Annotated in this window: 14 protein-coding genes; 10 read left to right on the top strand and 4 right to left on the bottom strand. The window is 58.9% G+C overall.

Translation table 11 applies throughout. The features are described from left to right. The first annotated feature begins 222 nt into the window (after positions 1 to 222). From AC3IUA_RS14945 to AC3IUA_RS14960, 4 genes are all read left to right on the top strand, one after another. Positions 223 to 1,599: a glutamine synthetase family protein gene (locus AC3IUA_RS14945; RefSeq protein ID WP_489362077.1), complete on the top strand. Its 1,377-nt coding sequence runs from the start codon at positions 223 to 225 to the stop codon at positions 1,597 to 1,599. A gap of 106 nt (positions 1,600 to 1,705) precedes the next feature. Next, positions 1,706 to 3,196, top strand: coding sequence for an aldehyde dehydrogenase (locus AC3IUA_RS14950; protein ID WP_489362079.1), 1,491 nt, complete (start codon positions 1,706 to 1,708; stop codon positions 3,194 to 3,196). A 51-nt stretch (positions 3,197 to 3,247) separates the two neighbouring features. Beyond that, positions 3,248 to 4,531, top strand: coding sequence for an NAD(P)/FAD-dependent oxidoreductase (locus tag AC3IUA_RS14955; RefSeq protein ID WP_489362081.1), 1,284 nt, complete (start codon positions 3,248 to 3,250; stop codon positions 4,529 to 4,531). A 195-nt stretch (positions 4,532 to 4,726) separates the two neighbouring features. Beyond that, positions 4,727 to 5,275, top strand: a complete 549-nt coding sequence (locus AC3IUA_RS14960) for a cupin domain-containing protein (protein WP_489362083.1) — start codon at positions 4,727 to 4,729, stop codon at positions 5,273 to 5,275. Positions 5,276 to 5,511: 236 nt separating this feature from the next. Here AC3IUA_RS14960 and AC3IUA_RS14965 read toward each other — a convergent pair whose 3' ends face one another. Continuing rightward, positions 5,512 to 6,789: an OmpP1/FadL family transporter gene (locus AC3IUA_RS14965; protein ID WP_489362085.1), complete on the bottom strand. Its 1,278-nt coding sequence runs from the start codon at positions 6,787 to 6,789 to the stop codon at positions 5,512 to 5,514. 443 nt (positions 6,790 to 7,232) lie between these two features. Here AC3IUA_RS14965 and AC3IUA_RS14970 point away from each other — a divergent pair, with 443 nt between their 5' ends. From AC3IUA_RS14970 to AC3IUA_RS14985, 4 genes are all read left to right on the top strand, one after another. Beyond that, a complete protein-coding gene (locus AC3IUA_RS14970) occupies positions 7,233 to 9,617 on the top strand; it encodes a DUF3772 domain-containing protein (protein WP_489362087.1) in 2,385 nt (794 codons plus the stop codon). Between the two features lie 1,826 nt (positions 9,618 to 11,443). Continuing rightward, on the top strand, positions 11,444 to 12,385 hold the full coding sequence (locus AC3IUA_RS14975) for a SphA family protein (protein WP_489362089.1): 942 nt from the start codon (positions 11,444 to 11,446) through the stop codon (positions 12,383 to 12,385). 56 nt (positions 12,386 to 12,441) lie between these two features. Next, complete coding sequence (locus AC3IUA_RS14980) at positions 12,442 to 13,386, top strand: aldo/keto reductase (protein ID WP_489362091.1); 945 nt, start codon at positions 12,442 to 12,444, stop codon at positions 13,384 to 13,386. 13 nt (positions 13,387 to 13,399) lie between these two features. Then, the gene (locus tag AC3IUA_RS14985; RefSeq protein WP_489362093.1) at positions 13,400 to 14,710 is read left to right on the top strand and encodes an NTP/NDP exchange transporter; all 1,311 of its coding nucleotides are present in this window, start codon (positions 13,400 to 13,402) and stop codon (positions 14,708 to 14,710) included. 68 nt (positions 14,711 to 14,778) lie between these two features. Here the strand turns inward: AC3IUA_RS14985 and AC3IUA_RS14990 are convergent, their stop codons facing one another. From AC3IUA_RS14990 to AC3IUA_RS15000, 3 genes are all read right to left on the bottom strand, one after another. Next, positions 14,779 to 15,759, bottom strand: a complete 981-nt coding sequence (locus AC3IUA_RS14990; RefSeq protein WP_489362095.1) for a hypothetical protein — start codon at positions 15,757 to 15,759, stop codon at positions 14,779 to 14,781. 198 nt (positions 15,760 to 15,957) lie between these two features. Beyond that, positions 15,958 to 16,884: a 2-hydroxyacid dehydrogenase gene (locus AC3IUA_RS14995; RefSeq protein WP_489362097.1), complete on the bottom strand. Its 927-nt coding sequence runs from the start codon at positions 16,882 to 16,884 to the stop codon at positions 15,958 to 15,960. Positions 16,885 to 16,990: 106 nt separating this feature from the next. Further along, entirely contained in the window at positions 16,991 to 18,070 is a 1,080-nt protein-coding gene (locus AC3IUA_RS15000) for a tartrate dehydrogenase (RefSeq protein WP_489362099.1), read from the bottom strand. 108 nt (positions 18,071 to 18,178) lie between these two features. Here AC3IUA_RS15000 and AC3IUA_RS15005 point away from each other — a divergent pair, with 108 nt between their 5' ends. Continuing rightward, positions 18,179 to 19,075, top strand: coding sequence for a LysR family transcriptional regulator (locus AC3IUA_RS15005; protein WP_489362101.1), 897 nt, complete (start codon positions 18,179 to 18,181; stop codon positions 19,073 to 19,075). 155 nt (positions 19,076 to 19,230) lie between these two features. Next, complete coding sequence (locus tag AC3IUA_RS15010) at positions 19,231 to 19,935, top strand: HAD-IA family hydrolase (RefSeq protein ID WP_489362103.1); 705 nt, start codon at positions 19,231 to 19,233, stop codon at positions 19,933 to 19,935. Positions 19,936 to 19,958: the final 23 nt, after the last annotated feature.

A 19,958-nucleotide genomic window follows, 5' to 3' on the forward strand; every position in this document is an offset into this window, starting at 1 on the left:
TTTTAATTAACAACTCTCATGTAAAAAATTCTAAACGCCGTACGTCCGATGTTCAGGTTTTACGCTCGATCCAAGGCTTGTTTGGCACCTGCGTACCTCAATGAGGCCGGAAAATTGGCGATTAACGGTTGAGTGTTCGCTATTGACTTCACTTTGCCTTTCGGATTGACTGGGCTCGTGAAAGGATAGTGAACATAATAATTAACAGCTAATAGGTGCATCATGTCGGTCCCTCTGCGTGCCGTTCAACTCAACGAAGCAAACGCATTCCTTAAGAAATATCCTGAGGTTTTGTACGTCGACCTTCTGATTGCGGATATGAACGGTGTGGTGCGCGGCAAGCGCATCGAGCGCACCAGTCTTCATAAGGTCTACGAAAAAGGCATTAACCTCCCGGCGTCACTGTTTGCTCTGGACATCAACGGTTCTACGGTGGAAAGCACCGGCCTGGGTCTGGACATCGGCGACTCGGACCGAATCTGCTTCCCCATCCCTGATACGCTCAGCATCGAGCCTTGGCAGAAGCGCCCGACGGCGCAACTGTTAATGACCATGCACGAACTCGAAGGCCAGCCGTTCTTCGCTGACCCTCGCGAAGTGCTGCGTCAGGTGGTAAGCAAATTCGATGACATGGGCCTGACTATCTGCGCCGCGTTCGAATTGGAGTTCTATCTGATCGACCAGGACAACGTGAACGGTCGTCCGCAATCGCCACGCTCGCCGGTATCGGGCAAGCGTCCGATGTCGACCCAGGTCTACCTGATCGACGACCTGGACGAATACGTCGATTGCCTGCAAGACATCCTCGAAGGCGCGAAAGAGCAGGGCATTCCGGCCGACGCCATCGTCAAGGAAAGCGCCCCGGCGCAGTTCGAAGTGAACCTGCATCACGTTAATGACCCGATCAAGGCCTGCGACTACGCGGTGTTGCTCAAGCGTCTGGTGAAGAACATCGCCTACGACCATGAGATGGACACCACCTTCATGGCCAAGCCTTATCCGGGCCAGGCGGGTAATGGTTTGCATGTGCACATTTCGATCCTTGATAAAGAAGGCAACAACATCTTTGCCAGTGAGGATCCCGAGCAGAACGCCGCACTGCGTCATGCAATCGGCGGAGTGCTCGAGACCCTGCCGGCGCAGATGGCCTTCCTCTGCCCGAACGTCAACTCGTACCGTCGTTTCGGCGCACAGTTCTACGTACCGAATTCGCCGAGCTGGGGCATCGACAACCGTACCGTTGCGGTCCGCGTGCCAACCGGTTCGCCGGATGCCGTGCGCATCGAGCATCGGGTAGCCGGCGCCGACGCCAACCCGTACCTGTTGATGGCGTCGGTCCTGGCCGGTATTCACCATGGCCTGACTCACGAAATCGAGCCGGGCGCACCGGTGGAAGGCAACAGCTACGAGCAAAACGAACAGAGCCTGCCGAACAACCTGCGCGATGCCCTGCGCGAGCTGGACGACAGCGAAGTCATGGCTCGTTATATCGACCCGCTGTACATCGATGTGTTTGTGGCGTGCAAGGAAAGCGAACTCGCCGAGTTCGAGAACTCCATCTCGGACCTTGAGTACAACTGGTACTTGCACACGGTCTGATTGGCTAATTCCCGTCTGTGGGTATCGATACATCTTTGATGGCGTGTGAATAACCCACGGGCATTCAGCCCAACGATCACCTATTTCTCTGCGTCGAGTTACAACCATGGCAAACACTCGCAGCGACTGGGAGCAACGCTTTCAGTCCTTATCCATCGAAGGTCGGGCATTCATTGACGGCCAATACCGCTCGGCACTCAGCGGCAACACCTTTGAATGCATGAGCCCGGTGGACGGTCGCTTTCTGGCGAACGTCGCCAGCACCGACGAAGCCGACGCGAATGCGGCGGTTTCGGTGGCGCGCCGCGCGTTTGAGTCCGGCGTCTGGGCGAAACTGGCCCCGACCGAACGCAAGCGCATCCTGATTCGCTTCGCCGACCTGATTCTGCAGCACCAGGAAGAACTGGCGCTGCTGGAATCTCTGGACATGGGCAAGCCGATCAGCGACTCCATGGGCATCGACATCCCGGCGACCGCCAACGCGATCCGCTGGAGCGCCGAGGCGATCGACAAGATTTACGACGAGGTCGCGGCGACGCCCCACGATCAGTTGGGGCTCATCACTCGCGAACCGGCGGGCGTGGTGGCGGCCATCGTGCCGTGGAATTTCCCGCTGATCATGGCCAGCTGGAAGTTCGCCCCGGCCCTGGCGGCGGGTAACTCGTTCATCCTCAAGCCTTCGGAAAAATCGCCGTTGACAGCGATCCGCATCGCTCAGCTTGCGCTGGACGCGGGTATCCCGAAAGGGGTGTTCAACGTTCTGCCGGGCTTCGGTCACACCGTCGGCAAGGCGCTGGCGTTGCATATGGATGTCGACGTCCTGGCCTTTACCGGCTCGACCGTAGTGGCCAAGCAACTGCTGATCTACTCCGGGCAAAGCAACATGAAACGGGTCTGGCTGGAGGCCGGCGGCAAAAGCCCTAACGTGGTGTTTGCCGATGCGCCTGACCTGCGCGCCGCTGCGCAGGCGGCTGCCAGCGCCATCGCGTTCAATCAGGGCGAAGTCTGCACCGCCGGCTCGCGTCTGCTGGTGGAGCGTTCGATCCGCGAGCAGTTCATTCCGTTGCTGGTGCAAGCGCTGCAGGCCTGGAAACCCGGGCATGCCCTTGACCCGGCCACCACCGTCGGCGCGGTTGTCGATCAGCGGCAACTGGAGTCGGTGCTGCGCTACATCGAAATTGGCAAGGAGCAGGGCGCTCAACTGATCGCCGGTGGCAATCGCACCCTTGAGGACACCGGTGGCCTGTACGTGGAACCGGCGATTTTCGACGGCGTGACCAATGCCATGACGATTGCCCGGGAAGAGATCTTCGGCCCGGTGTTGTCGCTCATCACCTTCGATACCGCTGAAGAAGCCTTGCAGATCGCCAACGACAGCATCTTCGGCCTCGCGGCCGGGGTCTGGACCAGCAACCTGAGCAAGGCCCACACCTTTGCCCGCGGCTTGCGTGCCGGCAGTGTCTGGGTCAATCAGTACGACGGCGGTGACATGACCGCGCCGTTCGGCGGGTTCAAGCAGTCGGGTAACGGTCGGGACAAGTCGCTGCATGCGTTCGACAAATACACCGAACTCAAAGCGACGTGGATCAAGCTCTAATACTTTTACAACGGTGGTCGCAGGCGTCTGCCGGCGGTCACCGGGGAATTTATGATGCAAACTCATGTAAACAGCTACTACGCCGCGACCCGCAATCAGACGGGCGGTTTCCCGGTTCTTGAAGAGCTGGTGGAGTGCGATGTCTGCGTGATCGGCGCGGGCTACACCGGTTTGTCATCGGCACTGTTCCTCGCTGAAGCGGGCTACAGCGTGACCGTGCTGGAGGCTGCCAAAGTCGGCTTCGGCGCCAGCGGGCGCAACGGTGGACAACTGGTCAATTCCTATAGCCGCGACGTCGATGTCATCGAACAGCGCTATGGCGACAAAACCGCCGAAGTCCTCGGGAGCATGATCTTCGAGGGCGCGGACATCATCCGTCAGCGCATAAAACATTACGACATCCAGTGCGACTACCGCCCGGGTGGCATCTTTGCCGCGCTGAACAAGAAGCAACTCAAAGGCCTGGCCGAGCAGAAAAGTAGCTGGGAACGCTATGGCAACAAGAACCTGAAAATGCTCGACGCGGCTGACATCAAGCGCGAAGTGGGTTGCGACAACTACGTCGGCGGCCTGCTGGACATGCAGGGCGGCCACATCCATCCGCTGAACCTGGCACTCGGCGAAGCCTCGGCCATCATCGGCCAGGGCGGCAAAATCTACGAGCAATCGGCGGCGGTGGAAATCACCTACGGCGAGCCGATTACCGTGCGCACCGCCAAAGGCGTGGTGCGGGCCAAGTACCTGCTGATCGCCGGCAACGCCTACCTGCCTCAGGACCTCGACAACCGGGTAACCCGCAAGAGCATGCCCTGCGGTTCGCAAATCGTCGTCACCGAGCCGTTGTCAGCGAAAGTGGCCAAGAGCCTGATCGCCAACAACTACTGCGTTGAAGACTGTAACTACCTGCTCGATTACTTCCGGCTCACCGCCGACAATCGCCTGCTGTATGGCGGCGGCGTGGTCTATGGTGCCCGCGAACCGGATGACATCGAACAACTGATCCTGCCGAAAATCCTCAAGACGTTCCCGCAGCTCAAAGGCGTGAAGGTCGATTACCGCTGGACTGGCAACTTCCTGCTGACCATGTCGCGCATGCCGCAATTCGGCCGCATTGAAAAGAACGCTTACTACATGCAGGGCTACAGCGGGCATGGGGTGACCTGTTCGCACCTGGCGGGCAAGCTGATCTCGGAGATGATCCGCGGCGATGCCGAGCGCTTTGATGCGTTTGCCTCGCTACCGCACATGCCGATGATCGGCGGCAGGACCTTCCAGGCCCCGCTTACCGCCATGGGCGCCGCTTATTACTCGCTGCGCGACCGCTTCGGAATCTAGCTGGAGCTACCGGCGGCGGCCAGCCGGGTCCTGGCCGCCGACCTTTTTGTCGGCCAGTTACCTAAGCTGCTGAGCTGCGCGAACAAACGTGATTTAATACTTGGCTTCCACGTATCCGGGCAGGGCAGCGGCGATCGCTCCAACAGATCGTCCACTCTTCCCGATACCCTTGAGTATTTTTCGCATAAGGCTGTCATGGACACGGGCACACGACTCAAACTAGTGCGCGAAAGCTATAAGCTTTCTCAGCGCGAACTGGCCAGGCGTAGCGGCGTCACCAATGCCACGATCTCGCTGATCGAGCAGAATCGCGTCAGCCCTTCAGTCAGCTCGCTGAAGAAACTGCTCGAGAGCATTCCCATGTCGTTGGCGGATTTCTTCACCTTCGACCAACCCCCTCGAGAAGGCCGTTACGTCTTCCGCGCCAATGAACAGCCCGACCTGGGCCGTCATGGCGTGCGCCTGCTGCTGGTGGGCGCGGTCGTGCCAAGCCGGCAGATGCGTTTTTTGCGTGAGCAGTACGCACCCGGGGCGAGTTCCGGCGACGACCCCATCGTCCATGCCGAAGGCGAGGAGTGCGGCCTGGTGACCCGTGGCACCGTCGAACTGACGATCGACGGACAAGTCAGCATCCTCAATGCCGGTGATGGCTACTACTTCCCGACCACCTTGCCGCACCGCTTTCGCAATATCGGGCAGGATGAAGCCGAGATCATCAGCGCGAACACGCCGGCGAACTTCTGATATAGAGCGAGGCAGGTGCACGCGGTCGGGGGAATGGGTACCCCACGACATGGCAGGTGCACGCGGTCGGCGTAGGAGCTGGCGCAGCCTGCGATCTTTTGGCGATGCTGGAGATTGCCCAGGAGCAAGATCAAAAGATCGCAGCCTGCGGCAGCTCCTACGCGGGGGAATGGGTACCTCACGACATGGCAGGTGCACGCGGTCGGGGGAATGCGTACCTCACAAAAACAGGCCATTCAGAAACGCCAGGTCATGTTGCCCGTGAGGGCATGAATCCAGGCATTGCTGAATTCGCCCGAGGTGCGATCGCCGGACAAGGTCTTTGTCTGATCCACAGACATGTCGCCGAGCCAGAGTGTGACCCAACTGAAGTTCACGTCAGTGTCCTGGTCCAGCGCATAGCTGAGTCCGGCTGCAAAGCGCCAGGCGTCACCCATCGGCACGGTAAAGGTCCGATTGCCATCGGAGACCGCCGAGGTGTCGTAGGCGATACCGAAATTCCATAACAGATTTGGCGTCGCCTGGTACTGCGCGCCCACGGCCAATTGGTAGGTGTCCTTGAAGTTGGCATCGACGGTGGTCGATTGCGCACCGGCGACTGAAGTATCAACTTCGACGTTGACCTCGCCGAACTCCGACCAGTCTTGCCAGTTGGCCGTGGCCAATAATGCCCATTGACTGTCAAGTTGCTGATACAGACTAAGGGTGACCGTTTGTGGAACCTGCATATCGAGTTGGGTGTTCAGACCATTGAGTCGATCCAGTAATGGGCCGGTGCCGTCAACATCCAGCTGGTCCTCGAAGTCCAGATCGATCTTGCTGGTGTAGGCCAGGCCGATCCGGGTACCGGGTTGTGGAGCATAGATCACGCCAAGATTGGCACCATAACCCCAAGCGTTGTCCTGGTACTTGAATCGACCGTCCGAGCGGTCAGTCAAACCGAAGGGCGCGCGATTGATCGCTGCCTCTGTTTTCAGCATGCCGTACATCGCCTTGAGCCCGAGACCCACTGACCATTGCTCGTTGAAGCGATAGGCCACACTGGGTACCAGCGACAGACCACCAATACTGGCGTTTTGCACGAAATAACGGCCGGACCAGTCATTGTCGTAGTTTTCCGCCAGACCGAAGTCGCCATAAGAGCCGAAACCGACACTCCACTGCTCATTCAATTGGTGGCTGATGAAGAAGCTCGCGCCGGGTATGGGGTCGAGCACGTTGCCGCTGCCGCTGCCGGAAACGTTGGTGGAAGCATCTCGATCGAAGGTCAGGTCGCCATACAACAATTGAGCGCCAGCGCTGATCTGGGTGCCCGCCAGATAGCTCAGGCCCGCTGGATTACTGGCAATGGTCGATGGCCCCTGAGCCCGCGCGGCTGCGCCGGCGTTGGCCAGCCCCGTGTTGTCGGTGGCGATCTCGTACAGCATGAGTCCGCCCGCCAGGCTTTGCTCGCTACAGCAGAGTCCCAGCAGGGCGAGGACGGGTATCGAAAGCGCAGGTGATTTCGACTGCATAGGGAACTCCCTACTTGGGATGAATCATCACTATCGATCGGATATCAGTGTCAACGGCATTTTCGTAGAGCTGAAGTATTGCTCATAACTTGATATTTTCCATGTATCGACCAGTAACTACTTATCCCTGGATAAATTCGGAAAAAACTTTTCAGACTGGATGAAATACATCCGCTACAAGAGTGAAGAGTCAAGTCTCTGATTGCAGAGGTAATATTATCTAACACGGGTCTTTCGATTTATTCCGCTGCGGCAAAGAGCAACCTCTGCATTTGATCGCGATCATGTGGAAACTTCGCGATCGTCGCCTAGACTCATGCCATTGCGTTCAACGAGGTGGCCCCTGATTCGCCTCGCCACCACTCGAGGCTTTTGTCTGCTCTTGCACCGGTTCATCAAGTGGTCCTGGGACAAGGCGAGTAAAACCAAGGGCTGGCCCTCCTATGTGCAATGCATTGAAAACAATAGTTCGCGCCGCCTGCATCCTGCTGCTTGGCCTGGTGACGGGCGCACTTGTGGCGGCCGATATGCCGCAGGCCTCAGTACCGCAGGAGCAAACCACCACAACGGTCGTTCCCCAAAGCGAGCTGCAAAAACTCCAGGTACGACTGGACACGCTCAAACAGCAGGCTGCGCTCACCACCAATTACAATCAGTTGGTCGGGCTTCAGGACCTGGTGCAGCAGCTGATCAGTGATTCCAACAAGCTGGCAGTCTCGCTGCTTCCCGAACAGGCACAGCTGCAAGCCCAACTGGGCGTATTAGGACCGCCACCCACCGACAGCTCGACGATCGAAAAGCCTGATATCGTGCAACAACGGGCCTACCTCAGCGGTCAAAAATCCCGCTTGGACGACGAGTTGAAGTTGCTGGAAAGCATCAAGCAGAACGCGGCCAATCTCACTCTGCAGATCGCAGGAATCCGCCGGAGTCAGCTGGAAACCGAACTGGTGTTGCGCACCGGTAGCATCCTCGGTATCCAGTTCTGGTCGCCTTTGTTTAATCCGCTTGCCGAGGATAAACAGCGCTTCAAGATTTTCATCGAACAGACAGCCCCAGCGGTTCAAGCCATGTGGCAACCGGGACAACGAACCCGGTCCGCGCTACTGCTACTCTCGGCCCTGGCGGTATGGAGCCTGGGACGCAGGTTGGTCGAGCGCGGGCTGACCTGGCTCTGCATCCACCGCTTGCCCGAAGGACGGCTTCGGCGCAGTTCACTGGCAATCACCACGACCCTGGCCACGGTACTGACCACCGGTTGTGCGTATCAACTGGTCTACTTTGCCGTTACCCGCGAGTCTCAACCGACGCCGACCCTGCAGAACTTCGCTGACGAGCTGGATAAGCTGGTCTACACCTGCGCCATGATTACTGGCCTGGGTCGTGCCTTGTTATCGACGAAACATCCGTCCTGGCGCTTACCCGACATTGCCGATCCGGTCGCCCTGGCCATGAAGCCGTTTCCACGGATATTGGCAGGTTGTATGTTTGCGCTGGTTGCTCTGGTGCAGATGACCAACGTGGCGGGCATGAGTACGCAGGTCATCCTTATCGGACGTGGGGTGGTAGCGCTGGTCGTCGCGCTGGTTATCGCAGCGTTGCTGGTGCGTACCGGTCACACTCGCAGAGCGATGGCCGCGGCAGGTGAAGCGCCTGAAGCACGTAGCACCTTTGCCGGCCTGCTCTATGCCGGTGCCTATATCGTCATTATGCTGTCACTGTTCTCCTTGTTGATTGGCTATACCTCTCTGGCCAGGTTCCTGACATATGAACTGGTATGGATCTATATCGTTGTGGCCAGTTTCTATCTGCTGACCCAATTGCACAAAGACATCTGCGAAAACGCTTTTTCTCCCCGGAGCTCAAGTGGCAAAGCACTCAAGCAGCTATTGGGCATTGGCGACGTACGCCTGGAGCAGGCAGAGATCGTTTTGTCGGGGGCGGGCAGGGCGCTGCTGTTGTTGCTCGCCGTCATTGTGTTGATCGTCGGCGGAGTGGGCAGCACCCTTGGACAACTGGCTAACAATACCGTCGCGGTGCTCGGTGGCGGCGGGCTGCGCAAACTGAATATCATTCCGGCGCATCTGCTGAACGCGGTCCTGGCCCTGGCAATCGGGGTCTATCTGATTCGAACCTTGAGCCGGTGGCTGGACAGGGAGTTCTTGCCTAAAACCGATATGGACCCGGGCATGTCCGCCTCGCTGAGTACCTTGTTCAGCAACGTCGGTTACGCCGTGGTGATTCTGCTGAGTTTGTCTACTCTGGGCATCAAGTGGAACAGTCTTGCCTGGATTGTCAGTGCCTTGTCGGTGGGCATCGGCTTTGGCCTGCAGGAGATCGTCAAGAATTTCGTCTCCGGGATCATCCTGCTCACCGAGCGTCCGGTCAAAGTCGGCGACCTGGTGAGCATCAGCGGGGTCGAAGGCGATATCCGGCGGATCAACGTCAGGGCCACGGAAATACAACTCAGCGATCGCTCGATTGTGATCGTCCCCAACTCTCAACTGATTTCCCAGAATCTGCGCAATGTAACCATGGGCGGCAGTGCGCAAGGGGTGGCGACACTCGAACTGACCTTTCCCTTCGATATCGATCCGGAACAAGTCCGGGACCTGCTGCAGGAAGCCTATACCGAACACGAAAGCGTTCTCGAAAAACCCGCGCCTTCCGTCAGATTCAGCCAGCTGACGCCGGCGGGCATCACTTTGACCATCACCGGTTATGTCAGCAGCCCCCGTATCGTCAGCAATACCAAGAGCGAGCTGCTGTTTGAAATTCTCAAGCGCTTGAGCGCCGCCGGGATTCCATTGGCCAGTCCTAAACCCTGATATCCGCGATATCACGGGTGTATTCGATCGGCGTGCGCCCGTTCAGGCAACGAGTCGTCTGTTGGGAAGATCAAAGGATCGCAGCCTGCGGCAGCTCCTACGGGGTTTGTGTGCACCCGCGATATCAGGGGTGTATGTGGTCGGCGTAGGAGCTGCCGAAGGCTGCGATTTTTTGACTTTGGCGCCCGTTCAGGCAACGAGTCGGCTGTTGGGAAGATCAAAGGATCGCAGCCTGCGGCAGCTCCTACGGGGTTTGTGTGCACCCGCGATATCAGGGGTGTATGTGGTCGGCGTAGGAGCTGCCGAAGGCTGCGATCTTTTGACTTTGACGCCCGCTCAGGCAACGAGTCGGCTGTTGGGAAGATCAAAGGATCGCAGCCTGCAGCAGCTCCTACGAGGTTTGTGTGCACCCGCGATATCAGGGGTGTATGTGGTCGGCGTAGGAGCTGCCGAAGGCTGCGATCTTTTGACTTTGGCGCCCGTTCAGGCAACGAGTCGGCTGTTGGGAAGATCAAAGGATCGCAGCCTGCGGCAGCTCCTGCGGGGTTTGTGTGCACCCGCGATATCAGGGGTGTATGTGGTCGGCGTAGGAGCTGCCGAAGGCTGCGATCTTTTGACTTTGGCGCCCGCTCAGGCAACGAGTCGGCTGTTGGGAAGATCAAAGGATCGCAGCCTGCGGCAGCTCCTACGGGATTTGTGTACACCCGCGATATCACGGATGTATTCGGTCGGCGTAGGAGCTGCCGAAGGCTGCGATCTTTTGACTTTGACGCCCGCTCAGGCAACGAGTCGGCTGTTGGGAAGATCAAAGGATCGCAGCCTGCAGCAGCTCCTACGGGGTTTGTGTGCATCCGCGATATCAGGGGTGTATGTGGTCGGCGTAGGAGCTGCCGAAGGCTGCGATCTTTTGACGTTGGCGCCCGTTCAGGCAGCGAGTCGGCTGTTGGGAAGATCAAAGGATCGCAGCCTGCGGCAGCTCCTACGGGGTTTGTGTGCACCCGCGATATCAGGGGTGTATGTGGTCGGCGTAGGAGCTGCCGAAGGCTGCGATCTTTTGACTTTGGCGCCCGCTCAGGCAACGAGTCGGCTGTTGGGAAGATCAAAGGATCGCAGCCTGCGGCAGCTCCTACGGGATTTGTGTACACCCGCGATATCACGGATGTATTCGGTCGGCGTAGGAGCTGCCGAAGGCTGCGATCTTTTGACTTTGGCGCCCGCTCAGGCAACGAGTTGTCTGTTGGGAAGATCAAAGGATCGCAGCCTGCGGCAGCTCCTACGGGATTGCGTACACCCTCAACACCCCGGTTGTATGTGGTCGGCGTAGGAGCTGCCGAAGGCTGCGATCTTTTGACTTTGGCGCCCGTTCAGGCAGCGAGTCGGCTGTTGGGAAGATCAAAGGATCGCAGCCTACGGCAGCTCCTACGGGGTTTGTGTGCACCCGCGATATCAGGGGTGTATGTGGTCGGCGTAGGAGCTGCCAAAGGCTGCGATCTTTTGACTTTGGCGCCCGCTCAGGCAACGAGTCGTCTGTTGGGAAGATCAAAGGATCGCAGCCTGCGGCAGCTCCTACGGGATTTGTGTGCACCCGCGATATCAGGGGTGTATGTGGTCGGCGTAGGAGCTGCCAAAGGCTGCGATTTTTTGACTTTGGCGCCCGCTCAGGCAACGAGTCGGCTGTTGGGAAGATCAAAGGATCGCAGCCTGCGGCAGCTCCTACGGGGTTTGTGTGCACCCGCGATATCACGGGTGTATTCGGCCGGCGAAGCTGGCAGCATTTCCCGCGGCGACTAACCTGACGTATCAGGTTGTTTGCCAGGAGGTGCTGGATGAGAGCGAAGGGAAGGATTTTCGGGCTTCTGGCTTTGTTGCCTGCATTCACGGTGTCTGCGGATGACGGAGGTATCAGTTTCTGGCTACCGGGCCAATTCGGCGCACTGGCAGCCGTGCCGACTGAACCTGGCTGGAGTCTGCCATTGATCTATTACCACGTCAGTGCGGACGAGAGCGCGAATAAACCCTTTGCGCGCGGAGGACGGACCACCCTGGGCGTGGATGCGCGAGCCGACCTGTTGTTCGGTGGCCCCACCTATACCTTTGCCGAACCACTGCTCGGGGCTCAGGCAGCGATTTCGATGGTAGTCGCCGTGGGGCGGTCGAAAGCCAGTGTTGATGTCACCTTGACCGGCCCGCGCGGCCGGAGCTTCTCCGGGGGCACCGAGGACAGTCTGAACGGCGGGAGTGACGTCTTCCTGCTGGGCAGCTTGAAGTGGAATCATGGGGTTCACAACTTCATGGCGTACAGCATGGGCAACATTCCGGTCGGCGCCTATGACTCTGATCGACTGGTCAACGTGGGGCTCGGCCATGCTTCGCTGGATGCCGGGGGCGGCTACACCTATTTCGACAAGAAAAACGAGTTCTCCGCCGTGGCCGGTGTGACCTACAACTGGGAGAATTCGGATACCGATTACCAGAACGGCATCGACGCCCACCTGGACTGGAGTGCCTCGCACTTCATCACGGATCAGACCCACTTGGGCGTTGTCGGCTACTTTTACCATCAGGTGACCGGGGACAGCGGCAGCGGCGCCGTGCTTGGCGACTTCAAATCGAGGATCAGCGCCGTGGGGCCACAGGCCGGGCACTTCTTCAAGGTCGGCCAACAGCTCTGGTACACCAATCTCAAGGGCTACTACGAGTTTGACGCGAAGAATCGCGCTGAGGGCTGGAACACCTGGTTGACCCTGGCCATTCCTCTATCGGGCTAGCCAGCACTTTCCCATCGACCGCACGCTGGGCGCGCTCTGGTGGAAGGAGATCAAGCATGTATACACGTCGCCATTTCCTGGTAACCACTGCCGCCGCCACAGCGGGCCTGGGTGTCCTGGTGGTTCATCCCGGGGCCTTCGCACAAAGCACATCGAACGGGCAGCCAGCGGCGGTAACGCCCTTGCTGACTCGCACGATCCCTTCTACCGGTGAAGCGCTGCCGGTGATTGGCGCAGGCACCTCCGGTAGTTTTGAAGTCGAGGCGGGGTCGGCGCAGTACCAGCAGCTCAAACAGGTGCTGCAGGTGTTTTTCCAGCATGGCGCCCGGGTCATCGATACCTCGCCCAACTACAGCAGCGCCGACGCGGTGCTCGGTCAGTTACTGGAGGAGGGGGGATGGCGCCAGAAGACCTTCCTGGCGACCAAGATCGCCGCCAACAGCCGCGCCGCAGCCGAAGAGCAGTGGGCAGGTTCGTTGAAAAAACTGCGGACCGATAAAGTCGATCTGCTGCAGATCCACAACCTGCGCGACTGGCAGGAGCAACTGCCCTATGCCCGCGAACTCAAGGCCCAGGGCAAGACCCGCTACATTGGCGTGACCCACTACATCGACAGCGGCCTGGCAGAATTGGAGCGGATTCTGCGCACTGAAAAGCTCGACTTCATCCAGATCCACTATTCGGTCAACTCGCCCAATGCCGCCAAAACCGTGTTGCCGCTGGCCCGGGACAAGGGCGTGGCGGTACTGATCAACCGGGCTTTCGACGACGGCCGATTGTTCGCCAGGGTCAAGGACCTGGCATTGCCGGGCTGGGCAACGGAGATGGGGATCAGCAGTTGGGCGCAGTTGTTCCTCAAGTTTGCCATCAGCCATCCGGCCGTGACCACGGTGATCCCCGCCACCAGCCGGCCCGAACGTCAGCTCGATCAGCTCAAGGCTGGAACCGGTCCGTTGCTCAGCGCCGGGCAACAGCAAAGTCTGATCGAGCAATTCGCTTGAGCGCCGGGCTCTCATGGCTGAGCCGGCAACGCGCAACCGCCTGAGCAACCTGTTGGGCAGGGGCACCAACGTCCGCGAGGAGGAGGGTGTCGCGGTGTGCGGTGGGCTGGCCTTGTTTTTCCTGCTGTTCGCCGGTTACTTCATGCTGCGCCCGGTGCGCGAGACCATGGGGGTGGCCGGTGGCGTGGAGAACCTGCAGTGGTTGTTCACCGGTACGTTCATTGCCACCCTGGTGGCGCTGCCGTTGTTTGGATGGCTGGCCTCACGGGTCGAGCGTCGGCGCATCCTGCCCTGGACCTATGGCTTTCTGGCAACCAACCTGCTGCTGTTTGCGGCGATCTTTGCCGTGCAACCGGACAATATCCAGGCCGCGCGGGCGTTCTATATCTGGCTGTCGGTGTTCAACCTGCTGGCCATTTCGCTGGCCTGGAGTGTACTGGCCGACCTGTTCTCCAACGAGCAGGCCAAGCGCCTGTTCGGCCTGATGGCCAGTGGCGCCAGCCTGGGCGGGCTGATCGGGCCGATTCTGGGCGCAGTGCTGGTCGGGATCATTGGTCACTCAGGCCTGCTGCTGCTGGCGGCAGTGTTTCTGCTCGGCAGCATCGGCGCGGCGCTGTACCTGCAGCGCTGGCGGGATCGCCACCCGCTGCCGGCGGAGGTCGAACACCCTCGTTCCAGGCCGCTGGGCGGCAATCCGTTCGCCGGCGCCACCGCGGTGCTGCGCTCACCTTATTTGTTGGGCATCGCCGTGTTCGTGGTGCTGCTGGCCAGCGTCAGCACCTTCCTGTATTTCGAGCAGGCGCGGCTGGTGGCGCAGACCTTCCCTGACCCTACGCGTCAGACCCAAGTGTTCGGACTGATCGATGCGGTGGTCCAGACCCTGGCGATCCTGACGCAACTCTTCCTCACCGGACGCATCGCGCAGAAGCTCGGCGTGGGGGTGTTGCTGGTCGTCGTGCCGCTGCTCATGGCCGCCGGTTTCCTGTGGCTGGCACTGGCGCCGGTGTTTGCCGTGTTCGTGGTGGTCATGGTCATCCGCCGGGCCGGTGAGTACGCGCTGGTACGCCCTGGAAGAGAAATGCTCTACACCGTGCTGATGCCGGAGCAGAAATACAAAGCCAAGAACTTCATCGACACCGTGGTCTATCGCGGCGGCGATGCCGTCGCCGGCTGGGTCAAGCGCGGGCTGGATGTGCTGGCCGAGCATCCGCAACTGGCGATGTTCATCGGCGCGGCAATCGCCTTGTTGTGGGCCGCGTCGGGCGGCTGGCTCGGACGCAGGCGGCGTGAGTTGGAGCAGGAGGTTCGCGAAGGCCACAAGTGATTGGCCAAGGATGAATTAAACTGCAAGCTGACTCCACGCGAATTGTGTGAAATGCGCGAGCGCTACATTCAGCGTGTCGACTCGATGCTGTTGCCTGGTTGAACAGACAGGAGTTTTTTTAACTCTTCCTCAGGCACTGCTAACTTCAGTAGTACCGCTGCGCCAATCTGGAGACTTACTTCTTCGGAAGAGAACGTTCCGTCAGCTGTATATTTCCCTTTGGTATAATGATTTGATCCTCCCCAGAGGTACGGCGATGGCATGGCATGAAAAAGGTAGTAACCCATGCCATTATAACGTTCCAGCCTGAATAGAGACTCTTCAATTGTCCAGTTGGTAACTCTATCTAAACCGCGCAAAGCGTCAACGGCAGTTTCTTCCCAGCTGAATGGTGGGTTTCCCGAAGCGGGGCGACCCGAAGGGAAATGTATAGTGCGATTGTTGAGAGGATCTCCGTTAATGAAATTAACATTGAAGTTATTGCCCCTCTCGATTTGATGTATTATTCCCACTATAAACCACGGAACTCCTGTCATTGAAGAAACTTTTTCATAGCGAGCACGACCTTGCATTAAACGATTTTTGTAGTCCTCAATGATTCCGGGACGCGTGTCGGTCAGCACTAACGTATCAAAAAGCTTCCGGTATTCTGATGAAGATGGGCGTTTGGCAGGAGTTGGCAGTAGTGGCGCGCTTTCAATAATTGCCTTCTGAGTTTCTTCGGGGATTGTCACCTCACTGTAATAGTTAATCACCTTGACAGCCCAGGCTCTAATATTTCTATTTTCATCTGACTCGTTCGGAGTCTCTTTCAAAATGGCGATAGCCAAAGAGGTCATGGATATCTGTGCTTCCTTACCTTTAAGAGAGAGATTTACATAGTAGCCAGAGATCCCGAGAACCACCGGGACCGCTATGGCTGCCACCCAGTTCGCTATGGTTTTTGCCTTGTCCCAACGGTCGGTCTGGTCTCGAGACGGCTTTTCATTGAGTTTCGCTTTCATGGCGTCAGCAAGAAAGGTCAGTGAACGTTCAAGATCTTCATTCACGGATGTCGTCCTCTTGACCTCACTAGATTGACGCCACCTGGCGTGATAACAGTTTCAGTGGTCAGGTGTGTACTTTGTCTTCTCGCCTATGAGCCCGGAATGGGGTTGCAGCGGTTTATGATCAGCATAGAGGAGTGTTATACACAGTGAGCGTAGCTATCCATTTACGACTCATCCACCAAGAGAGGCCATCCTCACTCAATAGCCATCGCTGCGCTTGATGGTGCCAACCATCGGTTCGCCACGCTGATGGCGCCTGATATTGGCCAGCAAGACCTCGAAGGCTGTTTCGGGCTGGGTCATGGCACCGATGTGTGGTGTCAGCCAGATACGCGGGTGTTGCCAGAACGGATGGTCGGCCGCGGGTGGTTCGTCGTTAAGCACGTCGAGCACGGCATGCTGCAGGTGGCCGCTGTCCAGCGCCTGGAGCAAGTCGGTTTCTATCAGGTGGCCACCCCGGCCAAGATTGATCAGCTTCGCGCCACGGGGAAGTGCGGCGAAGGTGGACGCGTCGAGAATGCCACGGGTGTCTTCCGTCAGCGGCAACAGACAGATCAGGATGTCGCATTGATTGAGAAATTGCGCTAACTGTTCGGTGCCGGCGAAACACTCGACAGCATCGATCTGCTTCACCGATCGGGCCCAACCCTTGAGGCTGAAACCGAAGGTTCGCAAGCGATCCAGCACGGCGATCCCCAGGTTGCCCAAGCCCATGACTCCGACACGCTGCTGCGGCGCCGAGACCCAAGGCTGGATTTGCCACTGCTGCTGGCGCTGCCGGGCCAGGTACTCGGGCATTTTTCGATGCAGCGCCAGCACCGCAAAACAGGCGTACTCGACAATGGCCTGGACAATGCCGGGATCGAGCATGCGCACCACCTCGACCTGAGGCGGCAGACAGCCCAGATCGAATTGATCGACACCCGCGGAAGTGGCGAATATCGCTTGCAGATTCGGGAACCTCAGGTGGATGTCCTGTGGTGGCTGCCAGGTCGCCAGGTAGCGGACTTCGTCGGGGTCACCGATGTCCGGCCAGAGCCGGACGTCAATGTCCGGCGCGTGACACTGGAACAGGTTTTTCCAGACCAGACCGCGATCGGTATCGACTTTGAAAAGCAGTGTCATGAGCCCTCGCAAGCAACGGGATGAGTCCGAACAAGGATGACCGGTCGCCGCGCCACAATCTCCCGTAAAGCTGGCGCGAAACGGAAGATTGCGCGGTAATTTCAAGTTAACAGAACGCTGCAATCGCCTTGCCCAGGGCTTCGGTGTTACCGGTGCCGCCGATGTCGGCGGTCAGCGGCGCTGCTTCAGGACCCATGGCCAACACGGTTTCGATGGCGCTGAGAACAGCGGCGCCCGCTTCGGGATGCCCCAGGTGCTCAAGCATCATCGCGCCGCACCAGATTTGCCCGATCGGGTTGGCGATGCCTTTGCCGGCGATGTCTGGCGCTGAACCGTGGACCGGTTCGAACAGGCTCGGGAAGTTGCGCTCCGGGTTGATGTTGGCCGAGGGTGCGATGCCGATGGTGCCCGTGCAAGCCGGGCCGAGGTCGGACAGTATGTCGCCGAACAGGTTGCTGGCGACCACCACGTCGAACCAGTCCGGGTGCAGGACGAAGTTGGCGGTGAGGATGTCGATGTGGAATTTGTCGACCTTGACCTCCGGGAAGCGCTTGCCCATTTCAACCACCCGTTCATCCCAGTAAGGCATGGTGATGGCGATGCCGTTGGATTTGGTCGCGGAGGTCAGGTGTTTTTTTGGCCGGCTCTGGGCCAGGTCATAGGCGAACTTGAGGATGCGGTCGACGCCGATGCGGGTCATCACGGTTTCCTGCAGCACGATCTCGCGCTCGGTGCCCGGGAACATCTTGCCGCCGACGCTCGAGTACTCACCCTCGGTGTTTTCCCGTACGACATAGAAGTCAATGTCGCCGGGCTTGCGATTGGCCAACGGGGTTTTCACTCCGGGCATCAAGCGGCAGGGGCGCAGGTTGACGTACTGATCGAATTCGCGCCGGAACTGCAACAGCGAATCCCACAGGGAAATGTGATCCGGCACCACGTCGGGCCAGCCGACCGCGCCAAAGTAGATAGCGTCGTAGCCTTTGAGGATCTCGAACCAGTCGTCCGGCATCATCTTGCCGTGTTCGACGTAATAGTCGGCACTGGCGAAATCGAACCAGTCCCAGTGCAGGTCCAGGTTGTGGGTCCTGGCGATGGCGTCCATGACGCGTACACCTTCGGGCATGACTTCCTTGCCGATGCCATCACCGGGGATCACCGCGATTTTGTAGCCGGGCTTGCTCATGATCGGATTCCTGGGGGTTGATAGGACGATGGCTTCAGTGTATTTGGTTGCTGGTGACGCACAATTGGCTTCGCGGGAAAACCATTCTTGAAAATTTGGAAAGAATAGATGTCCACCATCGATGACCTGACGTTCTTTCAGCATGTGGCGACTTGCGGCAGCCTGACGGCCGTGGCGCGTGAGTTGGGTCTGTCATTGCCGGCGGTCAGCAAGCGCCTGACTCAACTCGAGCAACGCCTCGGGGTGCAGCTGGTGCAGCGCACGACCCGGCGCCTGACCCTGACCAGCGAAGGCGTGCTGTATATGGAAGGAGGGCAACCGATCCTGCAGCAGCTGGAGGAGCTGGAAAGTGCCCTGAGCAATCGCCAACCGACGTTGCGCGGGCGCTTGCGCATCAACGGAACCTTGGGATTTGGCCGACGGCATCTGGCGCCGGTGGTGTCGAGTTTTGCGTTTCTGCATCCACAGCTGGAAATTTCCCTGGAGCTGACCAGCCAGCCGGTCAATCTGCTCGACCAGGATTTCGACATGGCGATTTGCTTGGGCGAGCCTCCCGACTCCCGGTTGATTGCCGTGCACTTGCTCGACAATCCACGGATCCTCTGTGCCGCTCCCAGCTACCTGGAGCGAGCCGGCGAGCCGCAACGTGTCGAAGACCTGGCCAGCCATAACTGCATCGTCCTGCGGCAATTGGGCAGTGACTATGCGCTCTGGCGCTTCCACAAGGACGGACGCGAGTTTTCCCAGAAAGTACGCGGTAGTCTCTCCAGCAACCATGGTGAGGTCGCGGTGCAGCTGGCCCTCGAGGGGCATGGCCTGATCATGCGCTCCTACTGGGATGTGCGTGAGCACTTGGCCAGCGGGCAACTGGTGGCGCTGCTCAGGGACTACCAGATGCCGAATGCGGATATCCATGCGGTGTACCAGCACCGTCGGCATATCGCCCAGCGTATCTCGACCTTCGCCCGCTATCTGGCCAATGAGTTGACTCAACGGCTGCCATGAAGCACATCGGGCATTAGTGCTTGGGGAGTTGGCAAAAACAGTAGCTTATGCCCCCACGGGTGGTAAAAACGGAACATTGCGCGAGAAGCATGGGGCGATAATTTTTTCGACCCGGAGCGTCAGCTCACTTATGTCCCCACCCTGCGGAGCGCCATATGTCTTTCAAGCAATTCAAAGCCCTGACTTTCGATGTGGTCGGAACACTCATCGATTTTGAAGCCGGCATACTTGCCCACGTTCGTGAAGTGGCCGGTGATGCCGGAAAAGCCTGCAGCGATGACGATATCCTCAAAGCCTACCGCGAAGCGCGTGCCGACCCCGAGTCGGGCTGGTGGCCGGACGACATGGAGCGCTGCTATCACCTCATGGCCGCCAAACTCGGTCTGCCGGATAACGAAGAGTACGCCAAGGGCCTGAGCCTGGCGGTGAAGAACTTCCCGGCGTTCCCTGATTCGGTCGAAGCCCTCAAGCGCCTGCGCAAACACTTCAAACTGGTGGCGACCACCAACTCGCGCATCTGGGCCCTGGACTACATGGCCAAGACCCTGGACGAGCCGTTCGACGTGAAGGTCAGCGTCGATGATGTGCGCTTTGAAAAACCCGATCCGCAGTTCTTCGCTTACACCCGTGGGGTGCTGGCGACCCAGGGCATCCTGTTCGAAAACATCCTGCACGTGGCACAGAGTCAGTACCACGACATCGGTGTCGCGGTGCGCCTGGGTTATCAAGTGTGCTGGATCGAGCGGCGTCATGGGCAGAAAGGCACCGGCGGCACACTGGAATCGGAGCGCACCGAACCGCATTACCACTTCACCTCGCTGGCGCAACTGGCCGACGCGGTAGAGAAAGAGCTGGGCTGAGTACCTTGGCGCTACGGCCAGGC

Source organism: Pseudomonas sp. KH_050, from assembly GCF_057838875.1.

Excerpts from the sequence above, each read along its gene's own strand:
- AC3IUA_RS14995 (WP_489362097.1), bottom strand. The coding sequence starts at position 16,884 with ATGACACTGCTTTTCAAAGTCGATACCGATCGCGGTCTGGTCTGGAAA.
- AC3IUA_RS14970 (WP_489362087.1), top strand. The coding sequence starts at position 7,233 with ATGTGCAATGCATTGAAAACAATAGTTCGCGCCGCCTGCATCCTGCTG.
- AC3IUA_RS14960 (WP_489362083.1), top strand. The coding sequence starts at position 4,727 with ATGGACACGGGCACACGACTCAAACTAGTGCGCGAAAGCTATAAGCTT.
- AC3IUA_RS14965 (WP_489362085.1), bottom strand. The coding sequence starts at position 6,789 with ATGCAGTCGAAATCACCTGCGCTTTCGATACCCGTCCTCGCCCTGCTG.
- AC3IUA_RS14980 (WP_489362091.1), top strand. The coding sequence starts at position 12,442 with ATGTATACACGTCGCCATTTCCTGGTAACCACTGCCGCCGCCACAGCG.
- AC3IUA_RS14955 (WP_489362081.1), top strand. The coding sequence starts at position 3,248 with ATGATGCAAACTCATGTAAACAGCTACTACGCCGCGACCCGCAATCAG.
- AC3IUA_RS15005 (WP_489362101.1), top strand. The coding sequence starts at position 18,179 with ATGTCCACCATCGATGACCTGACGTTCTTTCAGCATGTGGCGACTTGC.
- AC3IUA_RS15000 (WP_489362099.1), bottom strand. The coding sequence starts at position 18,070 with ATGAGCAAGCCCGGCTACAAAATCGCGGTGATCCCCGGTGATGGCATC.
- AC3IUA_RS14945 (WP_489362077.1), top strand. The coding sequence starts at position 223 with ATGTCGGTCCCTCTGCGTGCCGTTCAACTCAACGAAGCAAACGCATTC.
- AC3IUA_RS14975 (WP_489362089.1), top strand. The coding sequence starts at position 11,444 with ATGAGAGCGAAGGGAAGGATTTTCGGGCTTCTGGCTTTGTTGCCTGCA.
- AC3IUA_RS15010 (WP_489362103.1), top strand. The coding sequence starts at position 19,231 with ATGTCTTTCAAGCAATTCAAAGCCCTGACTTTCGATGTGGTCGGAACA.
- AC3IUA_RS14950 (WP_489362079.1), top strand. The coding sequence starts at position 1,706 with ATGGCAAACACTCGCAGCGACTGGGAGCAACGCTTTCAGTCCTTATCC.
- AC3IUA_RS14985 (WP_489362093.1), top strand. The coding sequence starts at position 13,400 with ATGGCTGAGCCGGCAACGCGCAACCGCCTGAGCAACCTGTTGGGCAGG.